This is a genomic window from Arthrobacter sp. Soil_N43, from assembly GCF_057655195.1.
The window spans coordinates 1-11816 of the sequence record NZ_JBDGML010000022.1 but is presented as its reverse complement, the minus strand read 5'-3'; the positions used below and the strand labels follow the sequence as shown (position 1 = coordinate 11816).

Here is an 11816-nt window from a genome sequence, read left to right as displayed (position 1 = left end):
GTGCGGTCATGACGTTCCTCCTTCCGTTCGGGCTGCGTTTTTCTAGACTACGGCTCTGGCCAGGCGGCCTCCGGTGTTCCCGGCGGTGTGGCTCCCTCCGGGTCAACGAACCTGGGCTGGGTTCAGTTTCACCCGTCGCAGCAGTTGCGCGTTCAGGGCAACCACGATCGTTGAGGCGGACATCAGGACAGCTCCGGCTGCGGGGGAGAGTACGATACCGGCGAAGGCAAGCACTCCGGCGGCCAGCGGGACGGAAATGATGTTGTAGCCGGTGGCCCAGACCAGGTTCTGCCACATCTTGCGGTAGCTGGCGCGGGACAGGTCTACCATGGACAGGACAGCGCGGGGGTCGTTGCCGGCCAGGACCACTCCGGCTGATTCCATGGCGACATCGGTGCCGGCGCCGATGGCGATGCCCACCTCTGCCCGGGCCAACGCGGGGGAGTCGTTGACGCCGTCCCCGACCATGGCCACCTTTTGTCCGCGGGCCTGGAGCTCTGCGACCTTCTTGTCCTTGTCCGCGGGCAGGACTTCGGCGAAGACCTCGTCGATGTTCAGCTCCGCCCCGACGGCTTCAGCGACCTGCCGGGCGTCGCCGGTGATCATGGCGACCTTGATGCCTCGGTTCTGCAGGGCGGCGACGGCCTGGCGCGACTCCTCACGGACGGCGTCCTCCAGGCTCACCGCACCCAGCACGCGTTGTCCGTCCACGACGTGCAGAACAGCCGCCCCGCGGTCCATCCACTCTCGCGTGGAAGCAGCCAGTGTTTCGGGTTCGGTGATGCTGAGTTCCTTCAGGAGGGCGGGGCCGCCGACCTGGAGGGTGCGTCCGTCCACGGCGGCGCGTACGCCGCGGCCCGTCATGGAGGTGAAGCCTGTGGCCTGCGGGATGTCCAGGCCCCGTTGGTTGGCTGCCTTGACGATGGCGCGTGCCACGGGGTGTTCGCTGTCGGATTCGACGGCGGCGGCCAGAGCCAGCAGCTCCTCGCGGCTGGCGCCGTCGGCAACGGCGACGTCTTTGAGTTCGGGTTCGCCTTTGGTCAGGGTGCCGGTCTTGTCGAACAGCACGACGTCGATGGTGCGCATGCGCTCCAGCGCCATCCGGTTCTTGATCAGCACTCCGGCGCGGGCTGCCTGCTCGGTGGAGATGGCAATGACCAGCGGGATAGCGAGGCCGAGGGCGTGCGGGCACGCAATCACCAAAACCGTGACGGTCCGGGTGACAGCGTCCGGGACGCTGCCCAGCAGCGTCCAGGCGATGAAGGTGATGAGACCGGCAACGGTGGCGAAGTAGAACAGGAAGGCCGCGGCCCGGTCCGCCAGCGCCTGCGCCCGGGAGGAGGACGCCTGGGCTTCGGCAACCAGCCGCTGGATCCCGGCGAGCGCGGTATCGTCCCCGACAGCGCTGACACGGACCCTGACGGTGTTGTCGGTGGCGACCGTTCCGGCTACCACCGAGTCACCGACGGACCGGAGCACGGTCTTGGATTCGCCGGTAATCATTGATTCATCGAACTCGGCCTGGCCGCCGATAACGGTGCCGTCTGCCGGCATCCGTGCCCCGGACCGGACCAGGACCATGTCCCCCGCGCGGAGCTCGGAGATGCTCACGGTTTCTGTCCCGGCGCCGGTGATGCGTTCGGCCTCGTCCGGCAGCAGAGCCGCGAGGGCGTCCAAGGCTCCCTGGGCGGAGCCGAGGGCGCGCATTTCGATCCAGTGGCCCAGCAGCATGATGGCCACCAGCAGGGCAAGCTCCCACCAGAAATCCAGGTCGAAGTCGCCAATGCCCAGACTGGTGACCCAGGAGGCGACGAATGCGACGCTGATGGCCATGCCGATCAGCAACATCATCCCCGGCTGCCGGGACTTGAGTTCGTTCAGGCCGCCCTTAAGGAACGGCATGCCTCCATAGAAGAAGATCACCGTTCCCAGCACGGGCGGGATCCAGACTGACCCCGGGAACTCGGGCGGCATGTAGCCAAGCAGGTGCCCGAACATCTGGCTGAAGTACACCACCGGCACCGACAGGGCGAGGGTCAGCCAGAACCGGTCCTTGAACATTGCCGTGCTGTGCCCGGCATGCTGTCCGTGTGGGTGGACGACGTGGTCATCGTCGTGGCTATGTCCTTCATGGTGGCCGTGATGCCCGGGCGGGGTGGCCGCGGAATGGTTGTGGTGCTGAGTGAGGTTTTCCATGATTCCGCGCATGTCAGTTCCATTCCTTGAGGAGAAGTTATGGGTGCTGGGGTTGAACGGCTGTGACGGCGATGCAATGCACCGGCCTGGACATACCACTTCACTGACAACACGATCAATATACCCCTGGGGGGTATCTGAGGCAAGAGACTTTCACAACCGATGAACGGAAGTCGCATGGGGCCGGAGTTGCTGAACTCGGCATTGTGGGTTGAGACGTAGGTCACGTCGAGTAATCCGGAAAGAAGGACGATGATGTCTGCCCCCATGACAGAAACACCAGCGGTATCCGCGGGCGAAGGCAGCCGCGAAGGCACGGAGTTGCCCCCGTATTCGCATGAACTGAGCTGGCCCGAGGGAATGGCGCCGTTCAAGGTTGTCGATGACGGAACGCAGGGCGATCCCTACGCCCACTATGAATGGATGCGGGACAACGCCCCCGTGCTGCGGGCCCACTCGCCCGTATCTGATGTGTGGTTCATCTCCCGCTACGACGACGTCCGCCGGGCGATGCGTGCCCCGAAGATCTTCTCCTCCCAGGTTGTGGACCCCGTTCCGCTGACCTTCCTCACGCTGTTCGACGCCCCTAACCACACCCGGCTCCGCCAGGTCGTTGCGCAGGCCTTCATTCCGAAGGCCATCGCCCGCTTTGAGGAGCGGGTCCGCGAGAACGCCGAAAAGTACCTGGCCCCGATGCTCGCTGCCGGCCGCGGCGACGCCGTCGACGACTATGCGATCCCGCTCAGCATGTCCACCATCAGTGCCCTCCTGGACGTGCCGGCGGAGGACTTCGACAAGATGAAATTCTGGTCCGACGAAACCTTCAGCTACTTCGGCCGGCTCGCCCGCAACGCCCAGGGGACCGGCACCGACGAGCAGAGCACCTTCGAGTTCTTCGCGTACCTCAAGGACACCATGGAGCGCCTCTACAGGGAGGGGAGCGACTCCGTCGGCGGCCACATCGCCCGGATGTGGAAGACCGGCCTGCTCAGCGAGAAGGAAGCCAAGGAACTCTGCGCCTTTGTCTTCGTCGCCGGACACGACACCACCACTATCCTGCTCGCCAACGCGTTCCGTGTTTTCAGTGAACAGCCCGGACTGCTGGACCGGATCCGCCGGAACCCCGGCGACGCCACGCTTTTTGTCGAGGAACTGGCCCGCTACCGCGGCACAGTGCAGCGCGCCAGCCGGATCACCACGGAGGATGTGGAAGTTGCCGGCGTGATGATCCCTGCCGGCGCCATAGTCCGCCTGCTGCCGGCCGCCGCCAACCGGGACAGCAGCAAGTACCCCGACGGCGAACGCTTCGACATCGACCGCAACACCGACGGCCATCTCGGCTTCGGCCACGGCGTCCACAGTTGCCTCGGTGCGCCGCTGGCACGCCTCGAAGTCCTGGTGACGGTGAGGCTGCTCGCCGAAAAGCTCGGATCCTTGGCCCTGGATCCCAACAGGCCCATCGAATATGTACGCGGAAACAACCTGACGAACTCGGGGCCGGAGCACCTCCACGTGATGCTGGAGCAGTTCAATGCGTGAGCAGGAAGCAATGGTCGGGACCGCCACTCCGGTGGTGATCGTGGGCGCCGGGCATTCCGGCGTTGCTGTTGCTGCGGGACTCCGTGCCCGCGGCTGGGAAGGAGGCATTCTGCTGCTCGACACGGAGAACGAGGCGCCCTATGAACGCCCTCCGCTCTCCAAGGACCTCCTGAAAGACGGCGCATCCGATGAGTCCGCCGTCCTGCGCAAGGAGAAGTTCTACCAGGACAAGCGCATCGACAGGCTGGCGGGCAGCACCGCGGAGGCCATCGACAGGAAGGGGAGGACAGTCCTGCTGTCCGACGGCAGCCGTCACGCCTACCACCGGCTCGTCATCGCCACGGGTTCGCGTGCAAGGCCACTTACGGCGCCCGGTGCCCGGCTCGCCGGGGTCCAGTCCCTGAGAACGCGGGACGACGCCCTCGAACTCAAGCGGATGCTGGTTCCACGGGCCCGCATTGCCATCATCGGCGCCGGGTACATCGGGCTGGAAGTGGCCGCTGCGGCGGCCGCGCGGGGTTGCGATGTCACGGTCCTGGAATTCCAGGACCGTGTCATGAGCCGCGTCACTTCCGTCCCGGTATCGCGCCATTTCGAACAGCTCCACGAGCGGCACGGTGTGCGGTTCGTGTTTGGCGCCGCCGTCACGGCGATCGAAGGGGACCGGCGGGTCGAGCGGGTGGTTACTGCCGACGGCCAAGTGTTCCAGGCCGACGTCGTACTGGCTGGAATCGGCGTGCTGCCCAACCAGGAGCTGGCCGCAGACGCCGGAGTCGAATGCCGGGACGGCATCCTGGTGGACGGGGACTGCCGGACCTCCGATACGGCAATCTACGCCACCGGTGACGTGACGCGGTTCACCAGCCCGGCCGACGGCGCCAGCCAGCGTCTGGAATGCATCCAGAACGCGCTGGCGCAGGCTGACAAAGTTGCCGCCCACATCACCGGCCATGAGGCCGCGGACCCAGAAATCCCCTGGTTCTGGACCGTCCAGCACGGTGTCCGGCTGCAGACCGCCGGGGTGCGCCACCCGGAGGACGACGTCATTGTGCGCGGCGATCCTTTCACCGGCAGGTTCTCCGTGGTCTATCTCCGCGACGGCCGCCTCTCCGCCGTCGACACCATCGCGGGCCTGGCCGACTTCCGGCCGGCCAGGAGGCTGATCGCCCACAGCGCCCTGATCGACCCGATTCTGGCGGCGGACCCCGAAATCCCCCTCGCCGCCGCGATTCTCAACGACCCCACTCCCACCGACGCTGCCCCCGCGTCCGCCCGAATCTAAGGAACAGCCATGAGCAACAACAAACTCACCGTCATTGACCGCGAAGGCTCCACCCACGACCTCGAATGGGAGCCGGACCAGACCCTTATGGAGGCCTTGCGTGACAACGACCTTCCGGTCCTCGCCTCCTGCGGCGGCACCGCCTCCTGTGCCACCTGCCACGTATTCCGGCTCTCCTGCCAGTTGGGCTTCAGCCGGGACCTCAATGGAGTCACCGTCACCCTGGCCCCGGAAGAATAGCGGAGGCGCGGCCGCGGGCTAAACCGGCGGATCGTTCACCGTGACGCGCACGGCGCACGCGTCCGCCGCCGCCTTTCGCAGGACGGCCGCGCGGGGATCGGGGACATCGAGGTACGCCAGGCGCGGCAGCCGGGCATACGCCTTGAGGACGGGCTGTTCGAGCACCTGGTCCGCCAATGACCTGTCGCCGCCGGGCACCAGATACTCGAAGACCTGTCCGTTAAAGACGACCCTGGCCTGTTCGGCGACGGCCTCCACCATCGCATCGGCCTGGTTGGAGCGTCGCCGGGCAAACCTCTGTTGGGACTGGCCTCCGGCGGCCGTCCGGGACTGCACGTACTTGGAGCCGGTCTTGGACGCACGGATGACACCCTCGCTGGCGACGGCCACTCCATACCCTCCGCGACGCACGAGGAGCAGGCCGAGGCTGCGGGGCTGGGAGGCCAGCGATGCCAGCCGCTCCACGGGACCGGGACCGCGCCCTGGCCTGCCGTCATCCGGCCAGGGCGCCTGCAGCAGTGCACTGGCGCCGTCGGCCGCAAGCAGCCGCACGCCGTCATCATGGTCTTCAATCTCCAAGGCGCCGTGGCTGGCACCGAACCGTTCCACCCAGCCGGCCAGCCGCGGGCCAGCCACAAACGCGGTGCGGGACGGCGGAGCGGAACGCCCGACTGGTGAACCGCTGTGTGGCATTGCCGAATCCCCTGCTTCCTGTGGCCGGACCTCGCCCGCTAAATCCTCGCCCGCTGAATCTATGAGTAGCCTATCTATGTGGATGATCTCTTTGGCTCCGGGCGGGGCGACGACGACGACGAAGACGGCGACGCCGCCCCCAGCGCGGGCAGCGGCCTGCCGTCCGGGAGGCCGGGCGCGTCCCGGAACACCTCGCCGCGCAGCCCGCTGGCCGTCCGCATGCGGCCGCGCACCATCGACGAAGTGGTGGGTCAGCAGCATCTGCTGGGGCTGGGGTCGCCGCTGCGCCAGCTGGCCGCCGGCGCCGACGCCGGGGGCCCCGCCGGCCCAAGCTCCCTCATCCTCTGGGGGCCGCCGGGCACCGGAAAGACAACACTGGCGCACGTGATCGCCAGGGGGCCGGGGCGGAAGTTCGTGGAGCTGTCGGCCATCACCGCCGGAATCAAGGACGTGCGCCGGGTCATGGATGAGGCGCTGACCGCCCGCGACCTGTACAAGACCACCACCGTGCTGTTCCTGGATGAGATCCACAGGTTCAACAAGGCCCAGCAGGATGCGCTGCTGCCCGGCGTCGAGAACCGCTGGGTGGTGCTGGTGGCGGCCACCACCGAGAACCCGTCGTTCTCGGTAGTGTCACCCCTGCTGTCCCGCTCCCTGCTGCTCACCCTCAAACCGCTGACCGACGCCGACATCGAAGGCCTGCTCCAGCGCGCCGTGCAGGATGTCCGCGGCCTCAACGGCAAAGTCCGGCTCAGCCCGGAGGCCCTGGACCACCTTGTGCGGCTTTCTGGCGGCGATGCGCGGCGGGCCCTGACAGCGCTCGAGGCGGCGGCCGGCGTGGCGTTCGGTGACGCGGACGACGTCGCCCCTTCCCCGGAAGGCACGTCCGCTGCGGACACTTCCGACGACGGCACGTCCTCCGCCGGCACGTCCGACGCCGGGGCGGTGCCCGAGGAACCGGTCACCGTGGAGCTGCGGCACACCGAGCGTGCGCTGGATGCTGCGGCGGTGCGCTACGACCGCGCCGGCGACCAGCACTACGACGTCGCCAGCGCCTTCATCAAATCCATCCGCGGCTCCGACGTGGATGCGTCACTGCATTACCTGGCCAGGATGCTGGAAGCGGGGGAGGACCCCCGCTTCGTGGCACGCCGCATTGTGATCTCCGCCGCGGAGGACGTGGGCATGGCAGACCCCACCGCCCTGCAGACCGCCGTCGCGGCAGCCCAGGCGGTCCAGCTGATCGGCATGCCGGAAGGCCGGATCGTCCTTGCCGAGGCGGTGGTCCACCTGGCCACCGCGCCGAAGTCCAACGCCGCCTACATGGGCATCAATAAGGCCATCGCCGATGTCCGGGCCGGGCTGGGCAACGGGATCCCGGCGCATTTGCGCGATGCGCACTACCCCGGTTCGAAGCAGCTGGGCCACGGGGTGGGCTACAAGTACGCCCACGACGCCCCGCACTCCGTGGCCAGCCAGCAGTATCCGCCGGACGACCTCGTGGGGCGCGACTACTACGAGCCCACCGGCAACGGCGCGGAGCGTGACATCGCCGTGCGGCTGGAGCGGCTGAGGAAGATCATCCGGGGCAAGTGAGCTTCTGGTAGGATGGATCGTTGTCTGGCAAGGCACGGACGCACAATCCACTCTATTTCAGCAATTCATGCTGTTCTGTTTTTTTGGTGGGCTGTCGCCCGGTGCCCAGTAGCAAAAGGCAGCGGTTGGCCGATGCTCTCCATCGTGGAGGCCAGTAACACTGACACACCGCAGATATTGGAAGGACACAAGTGGCTAACAACACTCGTGCTCGCCGTACCGCACGCCTCTCGCGTGCACTCGGCATCGCTCTGACCCCCAAGGCCGCCAAGTACATGGAGCGCCGCCCGTACGGCCCCGGTGAGCATGGCCGTGCCCGCAAGAAGCAGGACTCCGACTACGCCGTACGTCTGCGCGAAAAGCAGCGCCTGCGCGCCCAGTACGGCATCCGCGAAGCCCAGATGACCCGTGCCTTCGAAGAAGCACGCCGCACCAAGGGCCTGACCGGTGAAAACCTGATCGAACTGCTCGAAATGCGTCTCGACGCCCTCGTGCTCCGTGCCGGCTTTGCCCGCACGATCGCCCAGGCCCGCCAGCTGGTTGTGCACCGCCACATCCTGGTTGACGGCATCCGCGTTGACCGCCCGTCCTTCCGCGTCGGCGAGGGCCAGCTGGTCCACGTTCACAGCCGCAGCGAAACCATGCCTCCGTTCCAGGTCGCAGCAGCCGGCGCACACCGCGACGTCCTGCCCCAGGTTCCGGCCTACCTGGACGTCAAGCTTGACGCCCTGCAGGCACGCCTGGTTCGTCGCCCGAAGCGCTCCGAGGTCCCCGTGACCTGCGAAGAGCAGCTCGTCGTCGAGTTCTACGCACGCTAAATCTTCGGCAGCGTATCCAAAGAAGCCCGTGGCAAGCGCCGCGGGCTTCTTTGTATGTAAGGTACTTGGGGGACATCCGCGGTTGCAGCATGCTGACGCCGAGCACGATGTACCGTTCCACGGAGTTTCAAGGAGATGAACGTCTATGTCTGGTGGCGATATTGCCGGCCTGATCGCGGCCGGGGTATTTGCGCTCCTGGTCCTGTTGCTTGCTGTCCCCATCCTCAAGCTGGGGCGGGTGTTCGATGAGGTGCGGACCTCGATCCGTTCCATCAGCGACGGAGCAACGCCCCTCATGGACGAAGTCACGGCGACCGTCTCCACCACCAACCAGCAGCTGAAGAAGGTGGACGGTATCGCGTCCAACGTGTCGGACGCCTCGGCGAACATCTCGGCGCTGTCTTCCCTTGTTGCCGCCACGGTGGGCTCCCCGCTGATCAAGGTCGCCGCCTTCAGCTACGGTGTTCGCTCCGCCCTCGCCGCCCGCAAGAAGCCCGCCGGCCGTCGCAGCCGCTAAGCCACCCGGAGAACTGAAATGAAGAGACTTGTCTGGATGGGCATCGGCGTGGCCATTGGTGTCATCGCGTTCCGCAAGGTCAGCGAGGCCCAGTCAAACCTGGGGCCCGAGGGCCTGAACCGGGCCGTGGGACGGCTCGCGGACGGCGTCTACGACTTCGCCGACGCCGTCCGCGCGGGGATGCGTGAGCGGGAAACCGATCTGCGCACTGCGCTCGGCGTCGAGTCACAGGACGTTGTCCGCCACTAGGTGCGGCCGCGTGCCGGAAAACGCGCGAGAATTAAGAAGGTGGTCCGTTACGCCGGACCCGGATTTGAATCAAACTCACGCGCCAGAGCGCGTGAACCAAGAAGGGTATGAAATCAGCTCATGAAGTCGCAGGAGATCACAAAGCGCTGGGTGGACTTTTTTGTCAGCAAAGGCCACACCGCGGTTCCCTCCGCGTCGTTGGTCTCCAGCGACCCCTCCCTGCTGTTCACGGTTGCGGGCATGGTCCCGTTCATCCCTTACCTGACCGCCCGTGAACAAGCCCCCTACGCCCGTGCCACCAGCGTGCAGAAGTGCATCCGCACCGGTGACATCGAGGAGGTGGGCAAGACTGCCCGCCACGGCACGTTCTTCCAGATGTGCGGCAACTTTTCCTTCGGCGACTATTTCAAGGAAGACGCCATCAAGTTCGCCTGGGAACTGCTCACCACGAGCGTGGACGACGGCGGCTACGGACTTCCGCCGGAACTGCTCTGGGTGACCGTCTACGAAGAAGACGACGAAGCCAAGGACCTTTGGCTGAAGAACACTGGCGTCCCGGCCAGCCGAATCCAGCGCATGGGCAAGGCCGACAACTACTGGCACACCGGCCAGCCCGGCCCGGCCGGCCCCTGCTCGGAGATCTATTACGACCGCGGCCCCGATTACGGCGTCGAGGGCGGCCCTATCGCCGACGAGAACCGCTACGTCGAAATCTGGAACCTGGTGTTCATGCAGTACCAGATCGACAACGTCCGTTCGAAGGACGACTTCGACATCGTCGGTGAACTGCCCAAGAAGAACATCGACACCGGCCTCGGCATGGAACGGCTCGCCATGATCCTGCAGGGCGTCGAGAACATGTACGAGACCGACCAGGTCCGGCCGGTGATCGACAAGGCTGCCGCGCTGTCCGGCAAGGAATACACCTCCGCCGAAACAGTGGACGATCCCCACCACACGGACGACGTCCGCATGCGCGTCGTTGGCGACCACATCCGGTCGGCCCTGATGCTCATCGCCGACGGCGTCACACCCTCCAACGAAGGCCGCGGCTATGTGCTGCGCCGGCTGATCCGCCGCGCCGTGCGGTCGATGCGCCTGCTCGGCGTCGAAAAGGCCTGCCTGCCGGACCTCCTGCCCGCCTCCCGTGACGCCATGAAGGGTGTCTACCCGGTGGTGGAGACGGACTTCGACCGCATCAGTCGCATCGCGTATGCAGAGGAAAAGGCCTTCCTGCGGACCATCGCCTCGGGTACCGCGCGGCTCGAAGACGCCGTGAACGAATCCAAGGCCGCCGGGCGCCCGCTGTCCGGCGCCGATGCCTTCACCCTGCACGACACGTACGGCTTCCCGATCGACCTGACACTGGAAATGGCTGAGGAAGCCGGGCTGAAGGTGGACGAGCCCGAATTCCGCAAGCTCATGCTCGAACAGCGCAAACGCGCCCAGGCGGACGCCAAGGGCAAGAAGGGCGCGCACGCCGACGTCAGCGCCTTCCAGGAACTGCTGTCCGAGGGCGAAACGGTCTTCACCGGCTACACCGAACTCGAGGGCGAATCCCGGGTCCGCGGGATCCTCAGCGCAGGCCGCAAGGTTTCCCAGGCCGCCACCGGCGACGAGATCGAACTGGTCCTCGCCGAGACGCCGTTCTACGCCGAAGCCGGCGGCCAGGCTGCGGACACCGGCCTGATCACCGGCGACGGCTTCGTCGTCGAAGTCCTGGACGTGCAGCGCCCGGTGAGGGGCCTGAGCGTCCATAAGGCCGTGGTCCGCGAGGGTGAAATAGCCTCCGACGCACTGGTCAGGGCCGCAGTGGACCGCGAACGCCGCCACGCCGCCGAGCAGGCGCACACCGGCACGCACATCGTGCACGCCGCCCTGCACCAGATTCTGGGCCCGCAGGCCACCCAGCGCGGCTCGTACAACAAGGCAGGCTACCTGCGCTTCGACTTCGCCTGGGGCGAGGGACTCAGCTCCGCCACGCGCTCTGAGATCGAGGAGGTCTCCAACCTGGCCATCCGGAACAACTTCCGTGTGGACACCAAGGTGATGCCCCTCGCCGAAGCCAAAGCCCTCGGCGCCATGGCGCTGTTCGGAGAAAACTACGGCAGCGAAGTGCGCGTCGTGGAGATCGACGGCGCGTGGTCCCGGGAGCTGTGCGGTGGAACGCACGTCTCGAACACCTCGCTCATCGGCAGCCTGTCGCTGCTCGGCGAGCAGTCCGTGGGCTCGGGCAACCGCCGTGTGGAGGCCTTCGTGGGCATGGATGCGTTCCGGCACCTCGCCGCGGAACGCGCCCTCGTCACGGAGCTGACTGAAATGCTGAAAGTGCCATCCGGCCAGCTTGCCGACCGCATCGCCACCACCCTGACCAAGCTCAAGACGGCGGAAAAGGAGCTGGAGCGGCTCCGCAAGGAACAGCTCGCAGCCGCAGCCGCCCAGCTTGTCGGCACCGCCCAGGATGCCGCCGGCGTTCGCGTCGTGGCCCATGACGCAGGGCAGGTCGGCGGCGCCGACGACCTCCGCGGCCTGGCCCTCGACCTGCGGAACCGTCTCGGATCAGAGGCCGCCACAGTGGCCGTCGCCGGCGTCAGCAACGACCGTCCCGTGATCCTTATCGCCACGAACGAGGCCGCCCGCGCTGCGGGCGTCAAGGCCGGCGCACTGGTACGGCTCGCAGCCGGCA

Annotated in this window: 10 protein-coding genes; 8 read left to right on the top strand and 2 right to left on the bottom strand. The window is 66.7% G+C overall.

Annotated elements, in window-relative coordinates; translation table 11 throughout:
• Window positions 1-102 precede the first annotated feature (102 nt).
• Window positions 103-2208 (bottom strand): heavy metal translocating P-type ATPase, encoded by a 2106-nt coding sequence (locus tag AC3A3W_RS01050; protein ID WP_487440036.1) that lies wholly within the window; start codon window positions 2206-2208, stop codon window positions 103-105.
• Window positions 2209-2463: 255 nt separating this feature from the next.
• Between AC3A3W_RS01050 and AC3A3W_RS01045 the strand changes: the two genes are divergently transcribed.
• The 3 genes from AC3A3W_RS01045 to AC3A3W_RS01035 are packed head-to-tail and all read left to right on the top strand — an operon-like array spanning window position 2464 to window position 5257.
• On the top strand, window positions 2464-3735 hold the full coding sequence (locus AC3A3W_RS01045; RefSeq protein WP_487440035.1) for a cytochrome P450: 1272 nt from the start codon (window positions 2464-2466) through the stop codon (window positions 3733-3735).
• Window positions 3728-5017, top strand: a complete 1290-nt coding sequence (locus tag AC3A3W_RS01040; RefSeq protein WP_487440034.1) for an NAD(P)/FAD-dependent oxidoreductase — start codon at window positions 3728-3730, stop codon at window positions 5015-5017. The genes AC3A3W_RS01045 and AC3A3W_RS01040 overlap by 8 nt, the downstream gene beginning before the upstream one ends.
• A gap of 9 nt (window positions 5018-5026) precedes the next feature.
• A complete protein-coding gene (locus AC3A3W_RS01035) occupies window positions 5027-5257 on the top strand; it encodes a 2Fe-2S iron-sulfur cluster-binding protein (RefSeq protein WP_487440033.1) in 231 nt (76 codons plus the stop codon).
• A gap of 18 nt (window positions 5258-5275) precedes the next feature.
• Here the strand turns inward: AC3A3W_RS01035 and AC3A3W_RS01030 are convergent, their stop codons facing one another.
• Window positions 5276-5950 (bottom strand): acVLRF1 family peptidyl-tRNA hydrolase, encoded by a 675-nt coding sequence (locus AC3A3W_RS01030; protein ID WP_487440032.1) that lies wholly within the window; start codon window positions 5948-5950, stop codon window positions 5276-5278.
• A 78-nt stretch (window positions 5951-6028) separates the two neighbouring features.
• On the opposite strand from AC3A3W_RS01030, the gene AC3A3W_RS01025 reads away from it, so the two are divergent.
• The 5 genes from AC3A3W_RS01025 to alaS form a co-directional block, all read left to right on the top strand.
• Window positions 6029-7546, top strand: a complete 1518-nt coding sequence (locus AC3A3W_RS01025) for a replication-associated recombination protein A (protein WP_487440031.1) — start codon at window positions 6029-6031, stop codon at window positions 7544-7546.
• A 191-nt stretch (window positions 7547-7737) separates the two neighbouring features.
• Window positions 7738-8364 (top strand): 30S ribosomal protein S4, encoded by a 627-nt coding sequence (rpsD, locus tag AC3A3W_RS01020; RefSeq protein ID WP_011692125.1) that lies wholly within the window; start codon window positions 7738-7740, stop codon window positions 8362-8364.
• 145 nt (window positions 8365-8509) lie between these two features.
• Window positions 8510-8881: a DUF948 domain-containing protein gene (locus AC3A3W_RS01015; protein ID WP_205653930.1), complete on the top strand. Its 372-nt coding sequence runs from the start codon at window positions 8510-8512 to the stop codon at window positions 8879-8881.
• An 18-nt stretch (window positions 8882-8899) separates the two neighbouring features.
• The gene (locus tag AC3A3W_RS01010; protein WP_487440030.1) at window positions 8900-9130 is read left to right on the top strand and encodes a DUF6167 family protein; all 231 of its coding nucleotides are present in this window, start codon (window positions 8900-8902) and stop codon (window positions 9128-9130) included.
• A gap of 120 nt (window positions 9131-9250) precedes the next feature.
• Window positions 9251-11816: alanine--tRNA ligase (alaS, locus tag AC3A3W_RS01005; protein WP_487440029.1), on the top strand; the 2566-nt coding region annotated here is incomplete at its 3' end.

What these genes read in the sequence shown, in the direction of transcription:
- AC3A3W_RS01030 (WP_487440032.1), bottom strand. Translation starts at nt 5,950, where the DNA reads ATGCCACACAGCGGTTCACCAGTCGGGCGTTCCGCTCCGCCGTCCCGC.
- AC3A3W_RS01040 (WP_487440034.1), top strand. Translation starts at nt 3,728, where the DNA reads ATGCGTGAGCAGGAAGCAATGGTCGGGACCGCCACTCCGGTGGTGATC.
- AC3A3W_RS01050 (WP_487440036.1), bottom strand. Translation starts at nt 2,208, where the DNA reads ATGCGCGGAATCATGGAAAACCTCACTCAGCACCACAACCATTCCGCG.
- AC3A3W_RS01015 (WP_205653930.1), top strand. Translation starts at nt 8,510, where the DNA reads ATGTCTGGTGGCGATATTGCCGGCCTGATCGCGGCCGGGGTATTTGCG.
- AC3A3W_RS01045 (WP_487440035.1), top strand. Translation starts at nt 2,464, where the DNA reads ATGACAGAAACACCAGCGGTATCCGCGGGCGAAGGCAGCCGCGAAGGC.
- AC3A3W_RS01035 (WP_487440033.1), top strand. Translation starts at nt 5,027, where the DNA reads ATGAGCAACAACAAACTCACCGTCATTGACCGCGAAGGCTCCACCCAC.
- AC3A3W_RS01010 (WP_487440030.1), top strand. Translation starts at nt 8,900, where the DNA reads ATGAAGAGACTTGTCTGGATGGGCATCGGCGTGGCCATTGGTGTCATC.